The following is a 24,628-nucleotide window of genomic DNA, read 5'->3' on the forward strand; positions in this document are numbered from 1 at the left end:
TTTAGCCAAGTTTTGAGGGAGAATTCTTACTGCACACAAATAGCGAGATAATCCGAAAGCTAGTATTGATTTATAGAACGTTCGTTCTGTATAATGGTGATATATCGTATATAATTAGATTGCTAGATGTTTAAAAGTATAAATGTATAAACTGATATAATAAAAGAATAAAGTGAAATTAAGGAGAGTCCTACTTCCTATAAATAGTGTGATAAATAAATGTATATTCAACATTTCATATGAATAGTAGATAAAAAGGGACTGTGATACAATACATTTTTACACCTTACAATGTTGTAAGGTAGGTGTAAGAGAAATCGATGGGATATTCTTTTATAACAAGGTATTCTTAAATTAAGAGTTATATGCTGTGTGGAAAAGAGGTGTTCGAGATGAAAGAACGAGTATTATCTAGAGTGAATTATCATCAAAAAGTTGCATTAAATCCATTAACCAAATTTCTTTATAAAGCCATTATATTATTATTATTGTTAAGTTTTGCATTATTATTCGTTGGAAATGTAATGATTGAGCGAAGTGATATTAGTAAATTACATGTACCCGCTAAGTTAGAGGTGCCAGAATCATTAACACACGCATTTATTGCGACGGAAGATAAAAGGTTTTATCATCATAACGGTTTAGACTATATAGCGATTATCAGGGCGTCTATTGAAAATATAAAAGCTGGTGGTGTTGTGCAAGGAGGAAGCACGATTACACAGCAGTTATCTAAAAATGCTTTCTTATCTAATGAACGTACATTTTCCCGTAAGTGGAAAGAAATTTTTTATACGAAAAAGATTGAACGTACATTCACAAAGGATGAGATATTAAAATTGTATGTAAGTAATATTTACTACGGAGAAGGCGCATGGGGGATTGAAAAAGCAGCAAACCTTTACTTCGGTAAAAAAGTGGATCAATTAACACTGGCTGAAAGTGCAATGATGGCTGCTATAGTAAAAGCACCGGCTTATTACTCACCTGCACAAAATTATGATAAAGCAGTTGAGAGACGGAATGTAGTTTTAAGGCTAATGGAGAAAGAAGGGTATATAAATCATGATGAATATGTGCAAGCAGTTAGTGAGAAATTAGTAATTCGCCATGATATAAAAACAGAGCAATCCATGTTAAAAAATGCCCGTGAAAAAGCAGTAAGTTAAAAGAAGTTCCTACATAGGAGCTTCTTTTTTTAATAATTTGTGACAAAAGGCGACACAATATTGTCACAAACGTTGTATTTTTGTAATTTATGTGAGCGTGTTCATTGCGTGACCTATGTAAGTATTGATATTATGTGTATTGTGTACAATGATGTATACAGAATATGAAATTAAAGAGGAATGTATATGAAATCATCAAACAAACTCATGGCTCTTGGTATAGTTTTTTCTATCGCAGTATTGATTGTAATCGGGACGATTGTGTATAGCATCATAAATGACAAGAAAGATAAAGGGAATGAGATGTTTGCTTATTCTACGCAACAATCTTTAGGAAAAGATGATGCTCCAGTTAAGGTAGTTGAATTTGGAGACTTTAAATGTCCAGCTTGTCGTACTTGGGATGTAACAGTATTACCACGATTAAAAGAAGAGTATATTGATAAAGGTAAAGTGCAGTTATATTTTATTAACTTCCCGTTTATCGGAAAAGACTCTGATTTAGGTGCAGCTGCCGGTGAAGCAATTTATAAACAAGATCAAGATTCATTCTGGATTTTCTATGATGAGATTTATCAAAATCAAAAGAAAGATACGGAAGAATGGATTACAGAAGAATTACTTCTTAATATTGTGAAAGAAAAGCTTCCGAAAATTAATGTAGAACAGTTTAAAAAAGATTTACACAGTAAAGAAATGAAAGACAAAGTACGTAAAGATTCAGATCGTGCTCAAAAATTAAAAGTTCAAGGTGCTCCTTCAGTATATATAAATGGGAATCTTGCAAACCCTGATTTCGATAGTATGAAGAAGGCGATTGATAAAGAATTGAAAAAGTGATGAGGTATCTCATCACTTTTTCGACTTTTTTCGATAAATTTCTTGCTTCGATTTTTTTTACATGCTATACTACTTTACATAAGTTATTTCAATATCTTATATTTTTTTCGTATTTGCGGGTGTAGTTTAGTGGTAAAACAAGAGCCTTCCAAGCTCTGGTCGAGAGTTCGATTCTCTTCACCCGCTCCAAATTTTATTTAATGTTTTTCTAATAAATTGTGATCAACGCAGTGTTTCGTTTCTAAGATAAACGAAGCATTGCGTTTTTTAATGTTTGAAAATCATAATTGTATGCGAAAATAGAAGTGAAGAATATTATCCAAAAGTGAATTGATAACCAGTATAGTCGTTACATAAGGGATGGATTCATCGGTGGAGGCGATTGAAAATGGACTTTGAACAATTAAAGCAAGATGTAATTGCGTATAGTAAAACGATTGGTATAGATAAAATAGGTTTTGCCAGTGCTTCACCATTTGAGGAATTAAAGCAGCGTCTAATCCAGCAACAACAATTGAATTATCAGTCTGGATTCGAAGAGCCTGATATAGAGAAGAGAACGAATCCACAGCTATTGTTACCTGGTGCGAAATCAATTATTGCGATTGCTTTAGCATACCCTTCAAAATTAAAAAATGCACCATTAAGTAAACGTGGGGAACGACGTGGGATTTTTTGCCGTGCTTCTTGGGGCCAAGATTATCACCTTGTTCTACGAGATCGTTTGCAAAAGTTAGAGGCGTATTTAATCGAAAAGCTGCCGGATATAGAAGTGAAATCAATGGTTGATACAGGGGAGCTAAGTGATCGAGCTGTTTCAGAGCGTGCCGGTATTGGATGGAGTGGTAAGAACTGCGCTATTATTACACCGGAATTTGGTTCGTATGTATACTTAGGAGAAATGATTACGAATGTTCCATTCCCCCCTGATCGGCCAATAGAAGATCAATGTGGAAGTTGTACGAAATGTATTGATATTTGTCCTACAGGTGCTTTAGTACAAGGCGGGCAGTTGGACTCGAAGAAATGTATTGCATTTTTAACACAGACAAAAGGGTTTCTGCCTGAAGAATATCGCGATAAAATAGGAAACCGTATATATGGATGTGATACGTGTCAGACTGTTTGTCCGAAAAATAAAGGAATGGATTTTCATAACCATCCTGAAATGGAGCCTGACCCTGAGTTAGTTAAACCGTTATTAACACCACTTTTAACAATTAGTAATCGTGATTTTAAAGAGAAGTATGGAATTATGTCTGGTTCATGGAGAGGTAAAAAACCATTGCAACGAAATGCTATTTTAGCACTTGCGCATTTTAAAGAAACAGCAGCAATTCCTGATTTAATCGGTGTTATGAAAGATGATCCAAGACCAGTCCTTCGGGGAACAGCAGCATGGGCACTTGGGAAAATTGGTGGAGATGGAGTAGGAGAAGCGATTGAAAAAGCGATGGAACGTGAGAAAGATGAAGAGGTTCTTCATGAAATGAATCGTGGACTTGAATTGTTAGCACAGAAAAAAGAGTAGATAATATCTCCCTTTTTCATATTGTAATATGGGAGGGAGACGAAATGGTTGTAAAAGCGAATATTGAAAAGCAAGTGCAACAGTTTTTAGCATATATAACAGAGAAACGAACAGATGTAGATGGTATTGCAGTAGATTTGTTACAAATGGTACAGAGAAAGAAACAATTGTTTCAAAAGCGTAGTGCACATATAGTGAAAGCAACTGCAGATATTTCTTTCGTTAGACAATTAAATAGTAATGAGCATCAAGAAATTGATTATCAAATACACTTGAAATATTTAATTAAGCATAAAGAATTATTTTATATCGAAGAGGAACAATTAAAACGACGAGTTTGTTTAAAAAATAGTTGTATAATAGATGATTATGCTCTCGAAGTGTCAGAAGAAATAGGAATAGGTGAAACGTTAGAACGGGAAGTCACGAAAGAAAAATACGGTTCATATCAATATAATCGTTTAGAGGCAGTGAAATATGCAGAGCGTTGGTGGGATGATCGTAATTCTGCATACCGTAATTTTCCGGATAATTGTACAAATTTCATTTCACAATGTCTGCATACTGGAGAAGTACCAATGAATGGACATCCTAACATTCGTAAAGGGTGGTGGCAAAGGGGAAACCAGTGGAGTTGGAGCTGGGCTGTAGCACACTCTTTTTATTGGTATTTGTCAGGTGCTACAACAGGGCTTCGAGCAGAAGCAGTAGAAAGGCCAGAAGACCTTATTCTTGGCGATGTAATTGCGTATGATTTTGAGGATGATGGTAGGTGGAATCATACGACAATTGTAGTAGCAAAAGACGCAGATGGTATGCCGCTTGTAAATGCACATTCAGCGAATAGCCGCAGGCGTTATTGGAACTATGAAGATTCTAGTAAATATACACCACAAATGAAATATAAATTCTTTCATATTATTAATGGGTAGAGATTTTTCGTTCAAGTGGTATAATACGTAGTAGATAAAAAATAGAGGTGAATATCGCGTGGGAGTACATGTTGTTTTATATCAACCAGAAATTCCAGCAAATACAGGAAATATTGCACGTACTTGTGCAGCAACTGGAACAGAATTACATTTGATTAGACCGCTTGGATTTTCAACGGATGACAAAATGTTAAAGCGTGCAGGATTAGATTATTGGCAGCACGTAAAAGTTACGTATTATGATTCAATCGAAGAATTTTATGAGAAAAATAAAGATGGTGAATTCTTTTATTTAACAAAGTATGGCGAGAAAGCTCATACAGCATTTAATTATAGCAAACGTGAGAAGGATTACTATTTCGTATTTGGAAGAGAAACAAATGGATTACCAGCTAATGTAATTGAAGAAAACTTCGATCATTGTTTACGTATTCCAATGACGGATAAAGTACGTTCATTAAATTTATCTAATACAGCAGCAATTTTAATTTATGAAGCGTTCCGTCAACAAAATTATCCAGGATTAGATTTAGAAATCGTGTATTAAAAGTCGCCATTTGGCGGCTTTTTTATTTTTTAAAAAATATGTAATCATACATTTTAAAAAGGTACATATTCATATAGAATGAGATATATGAATGAAAATAGATAAGACGGGTTGAGATAAATATGAAGGAACAATATAATAATCAAAATACCTTTTTAAGTATGATAGATATGGATTTAGTAAGACAGGGATTGTTACATGCTATTCAAGATTTAGTGTTTATTGTGAAAGTTATTGATGATGAAACTTTTAAATATATTTATGTGAATAAAATAGGAATGAATCACGCCAGGCTAGGGAAAGAATGTTATGGGAAAACTTTTGCAGAAGTATTACCAGAAGATACGGCAAGGTTATTGCAAGGACACTATGCAAAAGTAATGAGAGAAGCGAGAGCAATTACATTTTGTGATGTAATTAGTTTGCCAACTGGTGATATACATTATGAATCTTCACTTAATCCAGTATGCGATGTAAATGGAACATGTCAGTTTATTATTTGTATTACTAGAGATATTACAGCACAGGTTAAGAAAAAGTGGAAATAGAAGAAAAACAAATGTTATTTAAGTCATTACTAGAATATAATAATGATTCCATTATATCTGTAGATTCTATTGGAAGAATTACATATGCAAATCCAGCGACTTATGAAATTTTTGGGTATCGATATGAAGAGTTAAAGGACCAATTTATTTTTCAGTTTATAAATAAAGAATATGAAAAAACTTTTCAAATTATATTTAAAAATGCTTTACAGGGAAGAGCAAAACAAATTGTTGCAAAGAAATATATTCATAAAGAAGGATATGAACTTTATATTTCCGTGAGGACAATCCCCATTATTGTGAATAGTGAAATCGTCGGGGTGTACATTGTTACGAGGGATGTTACGAGGCAAGTATTAAATGAGATGAAAACAGAATATTTGGCTTACTTTGATCAGTTAACGGGGTTAATGAATAGAATATCATGTACAAATAAGCTAAATGAATTTTTAGCTGAGAATAAGGAATTCGCATTGGTTTTTATAGATTTGGATGAATTTCACCTTATTAATGATACATTTGGTCATAAAGAAGGGGATCAAGTCTTAAAAAAAGTTACTGAATGCTTACGAGACCTAAAAATAGAAGATATGCATTTATTTAGAGAACATGATGATCAATTTGTTATGTTAATAGAAAATATAACGAGAGAATACGTAGAGGAAGTTGCACAAACAATATTAAAGAAAATTAGTGGGCATTTTGTAATAGAAGAAGAGGATGTTTATTTGAGTGCATCAATTGGGATTGTAATGGCCCCAGAAGATGGAATGGATGAAAAAATGCTTTTCCAAAGAGTCGACGCAGCTTTGGAAAAAGCAAAGGAAAAAGGAAAAGGGTATTATCATTTTTATTGTAGTGGATTAGATTGTGAACGTGAACAAAGGTTTATAATAGAAAATCAGTTACATCGTGCTATAGAGAAAAATGAATTTTCCCTCTATTATCAACCTCAAATTAATATTGAAACGGGAAAGATGGCCAGTATGGAAGCCTTAATAAGGTGGGAGAATAAGGAGCTAGGTTTTGTCTCGCCAAATCAATTTATCCCACTTGCTGAAAGAACAGGGTTTATTATTAAACTTGATGAATGGGTAGTACATCAAGTTTGTGAACAGATACGTGAATGGTTAAATAAAGGATATGAGGTTGTACCAATCGCAGTTAATATTTCAGCTAGACATTTTCGTTCTATTACATTAATAGAGATGATTACACGTGCTTTAAATAAGTACAACGTTCCCCCTCATTTATTAGCAATAGAAGTTACAGAAGGGGCTCTTATACATAAAGATGTATCAAAAAGAGTGTTATTGCAGTTAAAAGAACAAAATTTAAAGATTCATTTAGATGACTTTGGAACGGGATATTCATCTTTAAGTTATTTAAAAACATATCCGATTGATACGTTAAAAATTGATCGTTCTTTTATGGAAGGTATATATAAAGATGAAAGAGATACGAATATTACGGCTGCAATTATTCATTTAGCACATACTCTAGGGTTAAATGTAATTGCAGAAGGAGTAGAAAAGGCGGAACAAATACAGTTCTTAAAGGAAAAGAATGTGAAAATCGTACAAGGTTATTTTTATAATCGCCCTTTATCGATATACGATGTGGAAAGTATTTATTTTAAATAGTGTATAAAAAACAAGAAAAAAAGTGATGTGCTGAAAAGCACATCACTTTTTTTGTGTACCTGGCTTATCGTTATAACCAGATGTGAAAATAGCTGTAAGAAATGTGAGTGATACACCTAAAATTAATAATAACTTCATACTAATTTCCCCCTTACTTTTTCGGTTTACGAATCCTATTTGTGAATCGAAATGTATGTAAGGTTCCCAGAAGAAAAGAATTTATTTACAATGAATAGCAGCGTGAAAACTTTAATACCTTTATTATACAGAATTTTCTTTGAATTTTGGAGAGAATTTTATCGCGCTATTATATATTTCGTTTTGATTTAAAGAATGTTTAAGGACATCCTAGCATACCTTTTATAATAATCCGATTGAACAAGGAGATGGGGGAGGAGCTATAATGGATATTCTAAAGAAAATTGAACAATATCGGGAAGCAGAAGAACGTTTACAATGGGAAGGTACGTTTGCGGAGTATTTGGAGCTTGTGAAAGAAAGACCATGGGTGGCTCAAACAGCACACTCTCGCATTTACAATATGATAAAAGATGCTGGAATTGAAGAAGTTGATGGTAGAAGAAAATATAACTTCTTTAGTAATCAGCTATTTGGATTAGAGGATGCTTTAGAACGCCTTGTGGAAGAATATTTTCATCCATCTGCAAAACGATTAGATGTTAGGAAACGTATTTTGTTATTAATGGGGCCTGTTAGTGGGGGGAAATCAACATTAGTTACGATGTTGAAACGAGGATTAGAAACATATTCACGAACAGATCGTGGAGCGATTTTTGCAATAAAAGGATGCCCAATGCATGAAGATCCACTTCATTTAATTCCGCAACATTTACGGAATGATTTCTTTGATGAATATGGAGTAAGGATTGAAGGGAATTTATCACCATTAAATGTTATGCGTCTAGAGCAAGAATATGGGTCAAGAATTGAGGATGTAGTTGTAGAGCGTATTTTCTTCTCTGAAGATCGCCGTACAGGAATTGGTACATTTAGTCCTTCCGATCCAAAATCACAAGATATTGCCGATTTAACAGGTAGTCTAGACTTTTCTACAATTGCAGAATACGGTTCGGAATCAGATCCTCGTGCATATCGATTTGATGGAGAATTAAATAAGGCGAACCGCGGCATGATGGAATTCCAAGAGATGTTAAAATGTGATGAGAAATTTTTATGGCATTTACTATCGCTTACACAAGAAGGGAATTTTAAAGCAGGAAGATTTGCGCTTATTTCAGCAGATGAATTAATTGTAGCGCATACAAATGAAACAGAGTATCGTTCCTTCATAGCAAATAAGAAAAATGAAGCATTGCATTCACGAATTATTGTAATGCCGGTTCCATATAATTTACGGGTTAGTGAAGAAGAACATATTTATGAAAAAATGATTCGTGAAAGTGATGTGTCCAATGTTCATATTGCACCGCATACACTTCGCGTTGCAGCAATGTTCACTATTTTAACTCGTTTAAAAGATCCGAAGCGTCCAGATATTGATTTAATTAAAAAGATGCGTTTATATGATGGAGAAACGGTAGAAGGATATAATACGATTGATGTAGAGGAACTGCAACGCGAATATCAAGATGAAGGTATGAAGGGGATTGACCCTCGTTATGTCATTAACCGAATTTCTTCTACAATTATTCGAAAAGAGGTACCATCTATTAATGCACTAGATGTACTGAGATCGTTAAAAGACGGATTGGATCAGCACCCGTCAATTAGTAGTGAGGACCGAGAGCGCTATATGAATTTCATCTCATTAGCGAGAAAAGAATACGATGAAATTGCTAAGAAAGAAGTACAAAAAGCATTTGTTTATTCATACGAAGAATCAGCTAAGACACTTATGGATAATTACTTAGATAACGTCGAAGCATACTGCAATAAATCAAAATTACGTGATCCGTTAACTGGTGAAGAAATGAGCCCAGATGAAAAACTTATGCGTTCGATTGAAGAGCAAATTGGAATTTCAGAAAATGCTAAAAAGGCATTCCGTGAAGAAATTTTAATTCGCATTTCTGCTTATGCACGTAAAGGAAAACGCTTTGATTATAATTCACACGAACGTCTTCGTGAAGCGATTCAGAAAAAACTATTTGCCGATTTAAAAGATATAGTGAAAATTACAACATCAACGAAAACACCAGACGAAAATCAGCTTAAGAAAATCAATGATGTTGTTGCACGCTTAATTGATGAGCATGGCTATAATTCTTCATCTGCGAATGAATTGTTACGATATGTAGGTAGTTTGTTAAATCGATAGTTTGATAACAAAACGCTGTCTCTTATTCTTGGGGCGGCGTTTTGTTATCTATTGATATTTGTAAAAAATGTCATAGCTTGTCCGAATATAATAAATTAAGATGCGATTTTATGAATTTCTTGTCAATTATTTTTACAATATGCATATGATAGAGTAACCAACCATTCATACAAAAAAGCCAACACAATACAATATGTTGCAAAACGAAAATGTGTGCAACAATGCATTGTGTTTCTTTCTTATCAACGGCTGAATGTTTCTTTCTTATTATGTGAGTGGCAAAATTTTGTTTAGGATGCTCGGAGTATTGTATGAAAAACGCTATATATGTTTATGGGATGATTTTCGATGAACAGTTATTTTTCAAATATTCTAGTTACGCACACTAGAAAACAAAAGTATAGATTGCTGTTCATAGGGGAAGACAATTACAGTAAGGAGGGAAAGGAATGAGCGAAGAAAACCAACCAAATTACACGATTTCACAGGAAAACTGGTCCCTCCATCGCAAAGGATATGACGACCAACAACGCCATCAAGAAAAAGTGCAGGAGGCAATCAAAAATAATTTACCAGACCTTGTAACAGAAGAAAGTATAGTTATGTCTAATGGCAAGGATGTTGTGAAAATACCGATTCGTTCTTTAGATGAATATAAGATTAGATACAATTATGATAAAAACAAACACGTTGGGCAAGGAAACGGTGACAGCAAAGTTGGTGATGTTGTTGCAAGAGATGGATCAGGTGGTCAAAAGCAGAAGGGACCAGGAAAAGGGCAAGGGGCAGGAGATGCAGCTGGAGAAGATTATTATGAAGCAGAAGTCTCAATTTTAGAATTGGAGCAAGCGTTTTTCAAAGAGTTAGAGCTGCCTAATTTAAAGAGAAAAGAAATAGATGAAAACCGGATTGAACATATTGAATTTAATGATATTAGAAAAACAGGATTATGGGGAAATATTGATAAGAAACGGACGATGATATCTGCATATAAACGAAATGCAATGCGTGGTAAAGCATCTTTCCATCCAATTCACCAAGAAGATTTAAAGTTCCGTACTTGGAATGAAGTGTTAAAGCCAGATTCAAAAGCTGTTGTATTAGCGATGATGGATACGAGTGGATCGATGGGGATATGGGAGAAGTATATGGCACGTAGCTTCTTTTTCTGGATGACAAGATTTTTACGCACAAAGTATGAAACCGTAGACATTGAGTTTATTGCTCACCATACGGAAGCGAAAGTCGTCACAGAAGAAGAGTTTTTCTCAAAAGGGGAAAGTGGCGGAACGATCTGTTCTTCCGTATACAAAAAAGCACTTGAGTTAATCGATAATAAATATTCACCAGACCGTTATAATATTTATCCATTCCATTTTTCAGACGGTGATAATTTAACTTCGGATAATGCTAGATGCGTAAAGCTTGTGGAAGAGTTGATGAAGAAGTGTAATATGTTTGGGTATGGGGAAGTGAATCAGTACAACCGCCACAGTACGCTTATGTCAGCATATAAAAATATTAAAGACGAGAATTTCAGATATTATATTTTAAAGCAAAAAGCAGATGTATTTCATGCGATGAAGAGCTTTTTTAAAGAAGAATCAGGAGAAAAAATGGCATAACCCCTTGTAAAGGGGTTATTTTTTTGTAAACTTTTTATTTTTTTAGTTGACAATGATAATGAAAATCATTATCATTTATTCGAGAAATGATTACATTTCGATTTATATATTTTGGAGGAGATGTAAAGTTGAAAAAAACTAAAAGAAAACATATAAATGCGATGATTATCGCTGCGGCGTTATCGCTTCCATTTGCTACGTATTCAACGCCTGCTTTAGCAGCTGTAGCAATTGAGGCGAACAAAACTGGACATGCTTTAGAAGATGGTACATATGATGCTGTTATTAAAGCGTATAAAGATAAAACGAATGAAGAGTCTATGGCAGCTGTTTATATAAAAGATCCTAAATTAACTATTGAGAATGGGAAGAAAATTGTAACGGCAACGTTAAGTGATAGTGATTTCTTCGAATACTTGAAAACAGAGGATATTGATACTCCTGGTGTATTCCATGATGTAAAAGTCATATCAGAGGATAAAAAGAAAAATGGGACGAAGGTTATTCAATTTGAAGTTGGAGAATTAGGAAAAAGATATAATATGCAAATGCATATTTATATTCCGACAATGGCCTATGATAATAAGTACCAGGTGCAGTTTGAAGTAAATGCGTTAAATCTAGAAAACAATGTTTCAGAAGAACAAAAGGAAAATAAAGAGGATAAAGTGGATCAACAAGATGAAAGTGCAAATGTAATAGTTGATAAGAAATTACAACAGCATATTAATAAAAATAATTTAGAGAGAAAAAATATAAATGAACCTATAACCAAGGAAGATTTATTACAAATTAAAACATTATCCATATACTCAGGTGAGGGGATAAATGAAATAGCTGGTTTAGAATATATGACAAACTTAGAGAAGTTGACATTAAGAGAGTCTAATGTAACAGACATATCTGTTATCTCGGGATTGAGACATTTGAAATATTTAGATTTATCCTCTAATCCAATTGAAAGCATTCAACCCGTTTCTAAGCTAGAGAATCTTGACATGCTCTTTTTAAGAGATAACAAAATTGCAGATCTTACACCGTTAAGTCAAATGAAAAAGATTAAAATATTAGATTTAATTGGTAATAATATAAAGGATCTTACACCATTATTTACAGTGTTATCGTTAGAAGAAGTATACTTAGCAAATAATCAAATTAGTAATCTTTCGGGTATTGAGAAGTTAAAGAATCTGAATCTATTATGGATAGGAAATAATAAAATTAGTGATGTTGAGCCTATTAGTAAAATGAGTAATCTTATTGAACTAGAAATTGCTGATAGTGAAATAAAAGATATATCATCATTATCTAAATTAGTAAAAATACAAGTATTGAATTTAGAAGAGAATTATATCTCTGATATATCGCCACTGAGTAATTTAACAAATTTACATGAGATAAATCTTGGAGCGAATGAAATTTCTGACATAAAGTCTGTTGAGGAATTGGGTAAGCGAACTTCAATAGATATTCAAAGACAAAAAATCTTTTTAGATGAAGCAAGCGTAGATGAAGAAATAAAAATTCCAGTATACAATTTTAAAGGAGAGCCACTTCAAAATATTAAATTGAAAAGTGAGGGGGCTACGCTGAGTAACGGATTTATAAAATGGAATAGTCCTGGAGAAAAAATATATGAATTTAAACTAGATACGAATCCTGCTGAAAGTAAAATAAGATTTAATGGGACGGTTATACAAAGTATAGTTGAAAAACAAACAGAAAGTAAAAATGTAATTCTTGATAAAAATTTACAACAACATATTAATAAAAAGAATTTTGGTAGAGAGAATCTAAATGCCCCTATAACAAAAGAAGATTTATTACAGATTAAAACATTAGAGATACTTAAAGAAAAAGGAAAAGAGATAAAAGATCTAACTGGTTTAGAATACATGACGAACTTAGAAAACCTCACTTTAGAAGGAGTAGGGTTGAAAAATATTGAGTTCATTTCAAACTTGAAACAATTGAAAGACGTGAATGTATCTCATAATAAAATTGAAGATATAACGCCGTTATCTTCACTGGAAAATTTACAGTGGTTAAACCTTGCGGATAATCATATTAAAGATGTATCAGTTCTTGGTTCAATGTTAGACCTAATCAGTTTAAAATTAGCTGGAAATGAGATTCGTGATGTAAGGCCGTTAATACAATTAGGTCAATGGTTTTCAATTGATGCCGGAAGACAAAAAATCATTTTAAATGAAGCGAAAGTAAATGAAGAAATTCAAGTTCCGGTATATGACTTAGAAGGAGAAACTATTGAGAATATTAAACTAACAAATGAGGGTGGAACGTTTAATAACGGAGTAATGAAATGGAGTACTCCAGGTGAAAAGGTATATAAATTTGATTTAGATTCGGATGAAACTAGTATAAGCTTTAATGGAACAGTTATCCAGAATATAGTTGAAAAAGAAGAAGTGACAGAACCAACAAAAGAAGTTGAAGAAATAAAAGAAGAAGTAAAAGAGCCGGTAAAAGAAGTTGAAGAAATAAAAGAAGAAGTAAAAGAGCCGGTAAAAGAAGTTGAAGAAATAAAAGAAGAAGTAAAAGAGCAGATAAAAGAAGTTGAAGAAACAAAGGAAGAAGTAAAAGAGCCGGTAAAAGAAATGGAAGAAACAAAAGAAGAAGTAAAAGAGCCGGTAAAAGAAATTGAAGAAACAAAAGAAGAAGTAAAAGAGCCGATAAAAGAAGTTGAAGAAACAAAAGAAGAAGTAAAAGAGCCGATAAAAGAAGTTGCAGGTACAAAAGAAGAAGTAAAAGAGCCGGCGAAAGAAGTTGCAGGTACAAAAGAAGAGGTAAAAGAGCCGGTAAAAGAAATGGAAGAAACAAAAGAAGAAGTAAAAGAGCCGGTAAAAGAAATTGAAGAAACAAAAGAAGAAGTAAAAGAGCCGGCGAAAGAAGTTGCAGGTACAAAAGAAGAGGTAAAAGAATCAGCAACTGGATTGGATCAAGAACCAAAAGGGAATAATCAAGTTGGTCCAGTAAAAGTGGTAGGACAAGAGAGTGCGAAAGAAAAAGATTCAAATAAACAACATGCTAATAAGCAAGAGGAAAATCAGAAGTCTTTAGCAGCAACTGGTGGTCAAGCTAACACACCGACCTTACTTTCTGGATTAGCACTTGTTCTTTCAGCATTAAGTATGTTTGTATTTAGAAAGAGATTATTTAAGAAATAAATAACGTTTTATCTTATTATTATATAAAATAATTATATAAGTTTTTGAGAAGCCCTTATTATAGCAATTTCATGTTGAAATATGCTTATGATAAGGGCTTTTTGAATAGGGGAAGGATATTAATACGAGGATGTTTCGATTGCTTAAATAATGGAGCAACTGTAGTGGAAACTGTAAGTCCCTTTCGTTCACTATATGTTCAAAATGTATGAAGAAATAATATGAAATATTGCATTTTATATCATTTCATCCAGATAATATGTTAATTTCTTGAATGGAATATATAAATAGGGGGCAATAATATGAACAAGCAATCAAAGATCAATAAAGTGTTGCTTAGTATTAGTACAATGGCGCTATCGCTCGGAGCAATTCAAACGAATGTATCAGCAGAAGAAAAGGTACCGTATAATGTATTGCATTCGAAACCAGTTGGAATTGAAAAACCAGTAGATGAGATCGGACACGCTTCTAAAGCCGAGGAAACATTATCATTTCAAGAACGTTTAAAAGTAGGAGATTTTTCACAGCGACCAGCATCTATTACGAAGAACTCGGCAGTAAAGCAAGCTAAAGAAAGCTATTCAATGGCTGATTTAAACAAAATGAATGATCAAGAATTAATTGAAACGTTAGGCAGTATTAAGTGGCACCAAATTACAGACTTATTCCAGTTTAATGAAGATGCAAAAGCCTTTTATAAAGATAACGGAAAAATGCAAGTAATTATAGACGAATTAGCTCATAGAGGTAGTACATTTACGAAAGATGATTCAAAAGGAATTCAAACGTTTACTGAAGTGTTACGTTCAGCTTTTTATCTTGCATTTTATAATAATGAATTAAGCGACTTAAATGAAAGAAGCTTCCAGGACAAATGTTTACCAGCGTTAAAAGCTATTGCGAAAAATCCCAACTTTAAGCTTGGAACAAATGAGCAAGATACAGTCGTATCTGCATACGGAAAATTAATTAGTAATGCATCAAGTGATGTTGAAACGGTGCAATACGCATCGAATATTTTAAAACAATATAATGATAATTTTAATGCATATGTAGACGATCGTATGAAAGGACAAGCTGTATACGATATGATGCAAGGCATTGATTATGATATACAGTCTTACTTAAATGGGGCTCGTAAAGAAACGAATGAAACGATGTGGTATGGAAAAGTAGATGGGTTTATTAATGAAATAAATCGTATTGCTCTTTTAAATCAAGTAACACCAGAAAATAAGTGGCTCGTTAATAATGGAATTTATTTTGCTAGTCGTTTAGGTAAGTTTCATAGTAATCCAAATAAAGGATTAGAGGTTGTTACACAGGCAATGCATATGTACCCGCGTTTAAGTGAGCCGTATTTTGTTGCAGTAGAACAAATTACAACAAACTATAATGGGAAAGATTATAGCGGGAATACGGTAGATTTAGAGAAGATACGTAAAGAAGGAAAAGAGCAATACTTACCAAAAACGTATACATTCGATGATGGATCTATTGTATTTAAAACTGGGGCTAAAGTGTCAGAAGAAAAAATTGAGAGATTATATTGGGCTGCGAAGGAAGTAAAAGCGCAATATCACCGTGTGATCGGAAATGACAAAGCTTTAGAACAAGGTAATGCAGACGACGTATTAACGATAGTAATCTATAATACTCCAGACGAATACCAGTTAAATAGACAATTGTATGGATATGAAACAAACAACGGTGGAATTTATATTGAAGAGACAGGGACATTCTTTACATATGAGCGTACGCCAGAGCAAAGTATTTATAGTTTAGAAGAGTTATTCCGTCATGAGTTTACTCATTATCTTCAAGGGAGATATGAAGTTCCCGGTTTATTTGGAAGAGGAGATATGTATCAAAATGAAAGATTAACTTGGTTCCAAGAAGGGAATGCAGAATTTTTCGCAGGATCTACTCGTACAAATAACGTTGTACCAAGAAAGAGCATCATTAGTGGATTATCATCTGATCCTGCAAGCCGTTATACAGCAGAGCGTACACTATTTGCTAAATATGGTTCTTGGGATTTCTATAACTACTCGTTCGCATTGCAGTCTTACTTATATACTCATCAATTTGAAACGTTTGATAAAATTCAAGATTTAATTCGTGCGAATGATGTGGGAAATTATGATACGTATCGTGAGACTTTAAGTAAAGATTCTAAGTTAAATAAAGAGTATCAAGAGTATATGCAGCAGTTAATTGATAATCAAGATAAGTACAATGTGCCGGAAGTAGCAGATGATTATTTAGCTGAACATGCACCAAAAGCACTAACAGAAGTGAAGAAAGAAATTAGTGAAACGTTGTCTATGAAAGATACAAAAATGACAAAGCATACATCTCAATTCTTTAATACATTTACATTAGAAGGCACGTTTACAGGTAGTGTAACAAAAGGTGAGTCAGAAGACTGGAAAGCAATGAGTAAAAGAGTAAATGAGGCTTTAGAACAATTGACGCAAAAAGAATGGAGTGGCTACAAAACGGTTACAGCATATTTCGTCAATTACCGTGTGAATAGCTCTAATCAATTTGAATATGATGTAGTCTTCCACGGTATCGCAAAAGATGACGGAGAAAATAAAGCTCCGACGGTTAATGTAAACGGACCTTATAACGGGCTTGTAAAAGAAGGAATTCAATTCAAAAGTGATGGGTCAAACGATGAAGATGGAAAAATCGTTTCTTATTTATGGGACTTCGGGGATGGAAGTACAAGTACAGAAGTTAATCCAGTACATGCATATGAAAGAGAAGGAACTTATAAAGTAGCGTTAAGAGTAAAAGATGATAAAGGTAAAGAGAGCAGAAATGAAACAACTGTTACGATTAAAGATGGGAGTTTAACAGAATCTGAACCAAATAATCGTTCAGAGGAAGCAAATCGTATTGGGTTAAACACTACTATAAAAGGTAGCCTTATCGGTGGGGATCATACCGATGTTTATACATTTAATGTCGCATCAGCGAAAGATATCGATATTTCTGTTTTAAATGAGTATGGAATCGGGATGACATGGGTACTTCACCATGAATCAGATATGCAAAATTACGCAGCTTACGGTCAAGCTAATGGAAATCATATAGAAGCAAAATTTAATGCAAAACCAGGTAAGTATTACTTGTATGTATATAAATATGATAATGGCGATGGAACGTACGCATTATCAGTAAAATAAGTGCTTTTCCAATGTATGTTTAACTTTACTTTTTGTGGAAAACAGTATATTATATAGATATACAATATATCGGTTATTTACTAGGAGGAGCCTGTCACAATAGGTTTCTCCTGTTCTTTTTTAGAGACCTGTCTTACAGGTTTTTCTTTAAAAATTAAATAACTGAAAATTAAGATTAATAATTTTTGAAAGAGGTGGGGCATACACATAACAAAAAAGGGATTGTTTAAGAAAGGGGGATAAGAAATGGTCTTGTTTGGTTATCCACTTGAAACAATTTATTTATACGGATTTATAATTGCAACTATACTTACTGTCATTTATATCTTCTTTGGAGATATATTTGAATCAATATTTAGCTTTGGTGGAGGATCTGTATCCGTTGTAACGTTGCTACTTAGTTTTTTCGCCATGTTATGTGGACTTAGTTATATAGGAGAATATTTATATTCTTATAATAGTCTCGTTATTTTCGGGTCCTCATTTGCTATATCTTTTATCGGTGTTTTCATAATGAAAATACTAATTTTAAAACCAATTGCAGAAGCGGAACAAAATACTGTGCAACGTATGGATGAATTCATTGGTTGCAAGGGGGAAGTCATTACGACAATTCCTACAGAAGGATTTGGAGAAGTATTAATCTCATCCCAATTTGGAAGTAATGCAATACCAGCGAAAACAATTGGAAAAAAAGATATTTCACAAGGAACCGAGGTCATTATTGAAGGAGTTCAAGATGGTGTTTTGCTTGTACAAAACATCGCTTATTCTTTAAAGAAACCAAAATTATAAGGGGGAATTTATATGACGATTCCATTAATTATCGGTGGAGTTTTACTCGCAATTTTACTTTTACTCATTTTAGTATTTATTACGAAGTATCGTACAGTTGGCCCGGACGAAGCATTAATTGTAACAGGGAACTGGCTTGGTGGTGGAAAGAATGTCGTTACCACTGATGATGGAAAGAAGATTAAGATTATCCGCGGTGGTGGTACTTTCGTTGTTCCAATTATGCAACGGGCAGAACTTCTTAGCTTATTAAACTACAAATTAGAAGTTGGAACACGTGATACCTATACGAAACAAGGTGTACCGATTACAGTAAACGGTGTTTCTATTATTAAAGTAGGATCGACAATTGAAGAAGTTTCTACAGCGGCTGAACAATATTTAGGAAAAGAAACGGAAGAGTTAAAAGTAGAAGCAAAAGAAGTTTTAGAAGGGCATCTACGTGCTATTTTATCTTCTATGACAGTAGAAGATGCTTATAGTAATAGAGAGCAATTCGCACAAAAGGTGCATGAAGTGGCTTCTACTGATTTGAAGAAGATGGGACTTCGCATCGTTTCCTTTACAATTAAAGAAATAATGGATAAAAACGGTTACTTAGATGCACTTGGTCAGCCGCAAATTGCAATGGTTAAGCGTGATGCAACAGTTGCGAATGCAGAGCGTGAAAAAGAGGCACGAATTGAAAAAGCTCGTGCTGAGAAAGAAGCAAAAGAAGCAGAATATCAACGTGATGCACAAATCGCTGAAGCTGAAAAACATAAGGAATTAAAAGTACAATCTTATAAGAGGGACCAAGAACAAGCTCGTGCAGATGCAGATCTTTCTTACGAATTACAACAAGCGAAAGCGCAACAAGGTGTTACAGAAGAGCAAATGCGAGTTAAAATCATTGAGCGTGAAAAGCAAATTGAGTTAGAAGAAAAAGAGATTGCGCGTCGTGAAAAGCAATACGATGCAGAAGTAAAGAAAAAGGCAGATGCAGATCGCTATGCTGTTGAACAATCAGCTGAAGCGGAAAAAGTAAAACAAATGAAAAAAGCAGATGCGGATCAATATAAAATTGAAGCAGAAGCAAGAGCACGTGCAGAAGAAGTTCGTGTAGAAGGTTTAGCAAAAGCAGAAATTGAAAAAGCACAAGGTCAGGCAAAGGCAGAAGTACAAAAGGCGCAAGGTACAGCGGAAGCAGATGTTATTAGGTTAAAAGGTTTAGCAGAAGCAGAAGCGAAACAAAAAATTGCAGAAGCATTTGAATTATATGGGCAAGCCGCGATTATGGATATGGTTCTTAAAATGCTTCCAAGTTATGCGAAAGAAATTGCGAGTCCGCTTAGCAACATTGATAAAATTACAGTCGTTGATACAGGCGGTGGTGGAAAGAATAGCGGTGCCGGAAAAGTTGCAGGCTATGCGACTGATTTAATGGCAACAATGCAGGAAACACTAAAAGCTTCTTCTGGTATTGATTTAAAAGAGTTATTAGAAGGGTTTGCAGGAAAAGGGGCAGTACAACAATTAGCAAATGATAAACCTGTTGTATCTGTAGTAGAAGATAAGGAAAAAGAAGTAGAAAAAACTAAAGAATAGTAAGATGGAAAGAACCTCTAGTAAGTGGGATACTAGAGGTTCTTCTGTGAATTATAATATTTCGAATAATATACATTTTTATACATTGTTTTAATTATTAAATTTTTATAGAATGAAGTATGTATGCAATAATCTTTTAAATTTAGAAAGATGAGTAAAGAGAAATAAAGAGTCTCATTAACGTATTTATATCTTATAATTTTTATAAATAGATTAATTGTAAGTTATTGCATGTAAAACGGTATGAAGGGGTAGGAATATGTTTCAAAGGAAATTAAGGAGTAGTAGTTTAAAAACAAAGTTACTTGTGTCATTTATTATTATTTTAATTCTTCCAAGTATTGTAATTGGTTGGACGTCTTATCAGCAGGCGAAAACAAATTTTAATGAAACGATTTTAAAATCGGCGAAAGATAATATAAAAATTTTGGATAATGTAATTAATAAGGAATTGGATAGTAAAAAAGTAGATGCAACTTATTTTACGAAATTATTTACACAATCAAGTTACCAAGCGGATCAAATTCAAAACATCCAAAATAAACTAGAAGAATATAATAAATTACATCCAGAAATGGAAGCGATCTATACAGGATCTAGTAATGGACAATTTATTCAATCACCAGCTATTCAAATGCCCGAAGGATATAATCCTACAGAAAGAGATTGGTATAAAGAGGCAGTGAAAAAAAGCGGAGAAGTGATTGTAACTGCTCCATATAAGTCAAAAACGACAGGGAATATTGTTATTACACTAGCAAAACAAAACGAAGATAAAAGTGGTGTTCTCGGGATTGACTTAATTATCAATGATATTGTAACTACTTCTAAGATGGTTAATATCGGTAAGGAAGGGTATGTAGCGATATTTGATCAAGATAAAAATGTAGTCGCACACCCGACACTGAAGCCAGGAGAGAAATTAGAAGAGAAACTTAGTAAGGAATTTTATAAACAGGAAGCTGGTGATTTTCATTATTCATTAGATGGTGAAGATCGTAATATTACTTTTAAAACGAGTAAGAAAACTGGATGGAAAATAGCAGGAATTATGCCTTCAAAAGAAATTATTCAAGCGGCGGAGCCTATTTTCTATAAAACGATAACTGTTATTGGTATTTCATTAATGATCGGCGGGGTTTTAATTTACTTTATAATTGCTTCTATTATTAAACCGTTAAAACAACTTGTAATATCATCGAAAAAAATTAGTGAAGGTGATTTAACAGAATCAATTACAGTTCATTCTAAAGATGAAATTGGGCAGTTAGGAGAAAGCTTTAACGAGATGGCATTATCATTACATAATGTCATTTCAAATATAAATATTTCAGCAAGTCATGTAGCAGCATCTTCAGAAGAATTAACAGCTAGCATGAAGCAGACAAGTGAAGCGACGGAACAAATTACACAGGCGATAGAGCAAGTATCGAGTGGGGCTGAAATACAAACGAGAGAAGTTGAAGAAGGAGCAACATTATTAGAAGAAGTTACAGAAGGAGTTCAGCGTGTTGCAGATAGTTCTTCATTAGTATCTACAGCCTCTATGTATACGAAGAAAAAAGCTGAAGATGGTGGAAAGTTAGTTGAGCAAACTGTGAATCAAATGCAATTAATTCATGAGTCTGTTTCAAAGTCAGATAAAGTCATTGTTTTATTAGATGATAAGTCGAAACAAATTGGAGCAATCCTTGAAGTGATTCAACATATTGCAGAGCAGACAAACTTATTAGCATTAAATGCTGCAATTGAGGCTGCAAGAGCTGGGGAACAAGGAAGAGGTTTTGCAATTGTAGCCGATGAAGTACGGAAATTAGCAGAACAATCGGGACAATCTTCTACGGAAATTGATAAGCTAGTGAAAGAGATACAATTTGATATAAAAGAAACAGTAAGCTCTATGAATCAAGTTGGGACAGAGGTACAATCAGGGCTTGTAGTTGCAAATGAAACGAAGAAAAGCTTTGTAGAAATATTGAAATCTACAAATGATACAGTAGTACAAATTGATAGTATGGTAGAAGTAGCGAAGCAAATGACGGTAGATGCAAAACAAGTAAGTGCATCTATTAATGAAATTGCAGCAACGATTGAAGAAAACGCAGCAAGCGTCCAAAATATCGCGGGCTCTTCTGAAGAGCAATTAGCTTCAGTAGATGAAATAAATGCAGCAGCAGTTCATCTATCGCAAATGGCGGAAGAATTACAAGGGATGATTGGCAAGTTTAAAGTATAAGAGGCAAGTGTTAAGAAACGAGGTAATCATTTTACTTCGTTTCTTTTTTATGGCAACGGTAATGAGATAAAGTGAAGAAATATATAGTAATCGTGTTATGATTAAATACGGAAACAAAAGACTGTATTTTCTTTAAATTCTATCTTCATTGATGTTAGGGGAATGATTTTGAAATTGAAGAAATTGAAACTGCAACCGAGAATTACATTAACTATTAGTACACTTATTCTTGTTGTACTGCTGTTAACGAGTTATTTATTTTACTACATATTATCTGAAACAGTAGAAGACCAAATCGGAAAAAGAGCGCTGTATGTTGCGAAAACAGTTGCTGCTATACCGGAAATCGGGGAAGCTTTTCAAAAAGAAAATCCAGCTTCTATTATTCAGCCAATTGCAGAAAAAATTCGAATCGAAACAGATGCTGATTTTATTGTAGTTGGAAATAAAGATGGTATTCGTTATGCGCATCCTAAGCGAGATAAAATAGGAGAGAGAATGGTTGGCGGAGATAATGAAGGGGTTCTATTAGAAGGGGAATCTTATGTTTCGAAAGCAACGGGATCATTAGGGCCTTCACTACGCGGAAAAGTCCCGATTCGTAATCAGGATAATGAAATTATTGGTGTAGTATCTGTTGGTTTTTCAATGGATGATATTCATGGAGCGATAGAAGTGTATGGAAAGCGTGTGTTTTGGATTACAATAACAGGTCTGTTAATTGGGATAATAGGCTCTGTATATTTAGCAAAAAGTATTAAGCGGATGATGTTTGGAATGGAGCCAGAAGAAATTTCATCTTTATACGAGGAGCATAGTACAGTTATTCAATCTGTACGTGAAGGGATTGTAGTAATCGATAAAAATGGAATGGTTAGTTTAGTAAATCAAGCGGCATACGATATCCTTTCTTTAGATAAACAACAAAATATAATGGGAGAATTTATTTTAGATGTTATTCCTAATTCATCGATACTGGATGTGCTTCAAACAGGAGAAGAACAATTTGATCGCCAATTAAATATAAAGGGGCAGGATGTTATTGCCAATCGCCTACCTATTAAAGTTAATCATAAAGTAACTGGTGTAGTATCCAGTTTACGCCTGAAATCTGAGATGGATCAATTAACAGCGGAATTATCTCAAACACGGCAGTATACAGAGGCATTGCGGGCGCAAACGCACGAATATAACAACTTATTGTATACGCTTTCAGGTCTTATTCAATTAGAGTCTTATGAAGATGCTTTAGAGCTTATTCATAAGGAAACGGCAGTATATCAAGAGTTCGTTCAATTTATTATGAAACGAATTCAAAATCCATGGTTAGGTGGGATTTTAATTGGATTTTATAATAGGGCGCGAGAGTTGAAGATTGATTTTATGTTAGATCGGGAAAGTAGTTTAGAAGAGTTAAGTCCGCATATTGAGAGTAATTACGTTGTTTCTATTTTAGGGAATTTGATCACGAATGCATTTGAAGCAATTGAAAGAAATCAAGATCATGATAAGAAAGTAAGAATGTTTGTAACAGACATGGGGGAAGAAATATTAATTGAAGTAGAAGATTCAGGACAAGGTGTTCATGATGAAATAATTACAAGTATATTCTATAAAGGTTTTTCGACGAAAGTGGGCGAAAAACGTGGATATGGATTAGCGAAAGTGAAAGAGTTAGTGGAAGACTTAAATGGAAGTATTGCGATTGAAAAAGGGGATTTAGGTGGTGCTTTATTTATCATTGCATTACCGAAAGAGAGAGGCGAATTGTAATGAATGAGGGGATTGAAGTATTGATTGTAGAAGATGATATTCGGATTGCGGAAATTCATCGTCGTTTTACTGAAAAAATTGAGGGGTTTAAAGTAATTGGAACAGCAACGACTGGGGAACAGGCGAAAGAATGGCTAGAGTTTGTAAAGCCACAACTCGTTTTACTAGATGTATATTTACCTGACATGCAAGGGACAGAACTCGTCACATATATTAGGCATAATTTGCATGATACAGATATTATTATGATTACAGCCGCATCAGAGACGGATGTAGTGTGGCATGCTTTACGAGGCGGGGTAACAGATTATATCGTAAAGCCACTTACATTTGATCGGTTTAAAACAAGTTTAGAAGGTTATCAAAAGAAGATTACGAAGTTAAAGAAAAATGCTCAATTATCTTCAGAACAGATTGAACATCTATGGTCCCAAAGAGGGGTGCAGGCAAATCCAATAGAATATGCGCCAAAAGGAATCGATCCTTTAACGTTAGCAAAAATAAAAAAGCATATGCTAACTATTAATGAAGAGGGAATTACTGCAGAGATACTAAGTTCAATGGTAGGTGTAAGCCGATCAACTGCTAGGCGCTATTTAGAGTATTTGATCTCTGGAAAGAAAGTGCATGCGGAGCTTATATATGGAAGTGTGGGAAGGCCAGAAAGAAGGTATTTCCGCGTTTCTTCATAGGGGATTTTTACAACAATAAAAAC

At 33.9% G+C, this 24,628-nt stretch carries 14 protein-coding genes, 1 tRNA gene and 2 pseudogenes; all 17 read left to right on the forward strand.

Going from position 1 to position 24,628, the window contains the following annotated elements; genetic code table 11:
• Window positions 1–392 precede the first annotated feature (392 nt).
• The 17 genes and pseudogenes from JFT95_RS01090 (at window position 393) to JFT95_RS01165 (ending at window position 24,605) form a co-directional block, all read left to right on the forward strand.
• The gene (locus tag JFT95_RS01090; RefSeq protein WP_002091102.1) at window positions 393–1,169 is read left to right on the forward strand and encodes a transglycosylase domain-containing protein; all 777 of its coding nucleotides are present in this window, start codon (window positions 393–395) and stop codon (window positions 1,167–1,169) included.
• 186 nt (window positions 1,170–1,355) lie between these two features.
• The gene (locus JFT95_RS01095; RefSeq protein WP_002091101.1) at window positions 1,356–2,009 is read left to right on the forward strand and encodes a DsbA family protein; all 654 of its coding nucleotides are present in this window, start codon (window positions 1,356–1,358) and stop codon (window positions 2,007–2,009) included.
• A 115-nt stretch (window positions 2,010–2,124) separates the two neighbouring features.
• Window positions 2,125–2,198 (forward strand) — tRNA-Gly (locus JFT95_RS01100).
• Window positions 2,199–2,397: 199 nt separating this feature from the next.
• A complete protein-coding gene (queG, locus tag JFT95_RS01105) occupies window positions 2,398–3,540 on the forward strand; it encodes a tRNA epoxyqueuosine(34) reductase QueG (RefSeq protein ID WP_002115986.1) in 1,143 nt (380 codons plus the stop codon).
• A 44-nt stretch (window positions 3,541–3,584) separates the two neighbouring features.
• Complete coding sequence (locus tag JFT95_RS01110; RefSeq protein ID WP_002029655.1) at window positions 3,585–4,472, forward strand: amidase domain-containing protein; 888 nt, start codon at window positions 3,585–3,587, stop codon at window positions 4,470–4,472.
• A 58-nt stretch (window positions 4,473–4,530) separates the two neighbouring features.
• A complete protein-coding gene (trmL, locus tag JFT95_RS01115) occupies window positions 4,531–5,019 on the forward strand; it encodes a tRNA (uridine(34)/cytosine(34)/5-carboxymethylaminomethyluridine(34)-2'-O)-methyltransferase TrmL (RefSeq protein ID WP_002029656.1) in 489 nt (162 codons plus the stop codon).
• A gap of 122 nt (window positions 5,020–5,141) precedes the next feature.
• A pseudogene (locus JFT95_RS01120) lies at window positions 5,142–7,210 on the forward strand (sensor domain-containing protein).
• A gap of 403 nt (window positions 7,211–7,613) precedes the next feature.
• The gene (locus tag JFT95_RS01125) at window positions 7,614–9,509 is read left to right on the forward strand and encodes a PrkA family serine protein kinase (protein WP_002029658.1); all 1,896 of its coding nucleotides are present in this window, start codon (window positions 7,614–7,616) and stop codon (window positions 9,507–9,509) included.
• Window positions 9,510–9,958: 449 nt separating this feature from the next.
• On the forward strand, window positions 9,959–11,134 hold the full coding sequence (gene yhbH, locus JFT95_RS01130) for a sporulation protein YhbH (RefSeq protein WP_061689356.1): 1,176 nt from the start codon (window positions 9,959–9,961) through the stop codon (window positions 11,132–11,134).
• A 128-nt stretch (window positions 11,135–11,262) separates the two neighbouring features.
• Window positions 11,263–14,322, forward strand: a complete 3,060-nt coding sequence (locus tag JFT95_RS01135) for a leucine-rich repeat domain-containing protein (protein WP_201051160.1) — start codon at window positions 11,263–11,265, stop codon at window positions 14,320–14,322.
• A 302-nt stretch (window positions 14,323–14,624) separates the two neighbouring features.
• Entirely contained in the window at window positions 14,625–17,522 is a 2,898-nt protein-coding gene (gene colA, locus JFT95_RS01140) for a collagenase ColA (protein ID WP_201051161.1), read from the forward strand.
• A gap of 246 nt (window positions 17,523–17,768) precedes the next feature.
• Window positions 17,769–18,317 carry an NfeD family protein gene (locus tag JFT95_RS01145; RefSeq protein ID WP_016121430.1) on the forward strand — a complete coding sequence of 183 codons (549 nt, stop codon included), beginning with the start codon at window positions 17,769–17,771 and terminating at the stop codon, window positions 18,315–18,317.
• A gap of 12 nt (window positions 18,318–18,329) precedes the next feature.
• Window positions 18,330–19,904, forward strand: coding sequence for a flotillin lipid rafts scaffold protein FloT (locus tag JFT95_RS01150; RefSeq protein WP_002125100.1), 1,575 nt, complete (start codon window positions 18,330–18,332; stop codon window positions 19,902–19,904).
• Between the two features lie 259 nt (window positions 19,905–20,163).
• A pseudogene (locus JFT95_RS30080) lies at window positions 20,164–21,198 on the forward strand (HAMP domain-containing protein); the annotation flags it as partial.
• Between the two features lie 81 nt (window positions 21,199–21,279).
• Entirely contained in the window at window positions 21,280–22,140 is an 861-nt protein-coding gene (locus JFT95_RS30085; protein ID WP_372361859.1) for a methyl-accepting chemotaxis protein, read from the forward strand.
• 162 nt (window positions 22,141–22,302) lie between these two features.
• Complete coding sequence (locus JFT95_RS01160; RefSeq protein ID WP_080449935.1) at window positions 22,303–23,913, forward strand: ATP-binding protein; 1,611 nt, start codon at window positions 22,303–22,305, stop codon at window positions 23,911–23,913.
• Window positions 23,913–24,605: a response regulator gene (locus JFT95_RS01165; RefSeq protein ID WP_016101865.1), complete on the forward strand. Its 693-nt coding sequence runs from the start codon at window positions 23,913–23,915 to the stop codon at window positions 24,603–24,605. Before JFT95_RS01160 ends, JFT95_RS01165 begins: the two co-directional genes overlap by 1 nt.
• The last annotated feature ends 23 nt before the right edge of the window (window positions 24,606–24,628 follow it).

Origin of the sequence: Bacillus sp. TH17 (genome assembly GCF_016651125.1) — a bacterium.
Lineage (GTDB): Bacteria > Bacillota > Bacilli > Bacillales > Bacillaceae_G > Bacillus_A > Bacillus_A mycoides.

Excerpts from the sequence above, each read along its gene's own strand:
- JFT95_RS01090 (WP_002091102.1), top strand. The coding sequence starts at position 393 with ATGAAAGAACGAGTATTATCTAGAGTGAATTATCATCAAAAAGTTGCA.
- JFT95_RS01095 (WP_002091101.1), top strand. The coding sequence starts at position 1,356 with ATGAAATCATCAAACAAACTCATGGCTCTTGGTATAGTTTTTTCTATC.
- queG (WP_002115986.1), top strand. The coding sequence starts at position 2,398 with ATGGACTTTGAACAATTAAAGCAAGATGTAATTGCGTATAGTAAAACG.
- JFT95_RS01110 (WP_002029655.1), top strand. The coding sequence starts at position 3,585 with ATGGTTGTAAAAGCGAATATTGAAAAGCAAGTGCAACAGTTTTTAGCA.
- JFT95_RS01125 (WP_002029658.1), top strand. The coding sequence starts at position 7,614 with ATGGATATTCTAAAGAAAATTGAACAATATCGGGAAGCAGAAGAACGT.
- yhbH (WP_061689356.1), top strand. The coding sequence starts at position 9,959 with ATGAGCGAAGAAAACCAACCAAATTACACGATTTCACAGGAAAACTGG.
- colA (WP_201051161.1), top strand. The coding sequence starts at position 14,625 with ATGAACAAGCAATCAAAGATCAATAAAGTGTTGCTTAGTATTAGTACA.
- JFT95_RS01145 (WP_016121430.1), top strand. The coding sequence starts at position 17,769 with ATGGTCTTGTTTGGTTATCCACTTGAAACAATTTATTTATACGGATTT.
- JFT95_RS01150 (WP_002125100.1), top strand. The coding sequence starts at position 18,330 with ATGACGATTCCATTAATTATCGGTGGAGTTTTACTCGCAATTTTACTT.
- JFT95_RS30085 (WP_372361859.1), top strand. The coding sequence starts at position 21,280 with ATGAAGCAGACAAGTGAAGCGACGGAACAAATTACACAGGCGATAGAG.
- JFT95_RS01160 (WP_080449935.1), top strand. The coding sequence starts at position 22,303 with ATGATTTTGAAATTGAAGAAATTGAAACTGCAACCGAGAATTACATTA.
- JFT95_RS01165 (WP_016101865.1), top strand. The coding sequence starts at position 23,913 with ATGAATGAGGGGATTGAAGTATTGATTGTAGAAGATGATATTCGGATT.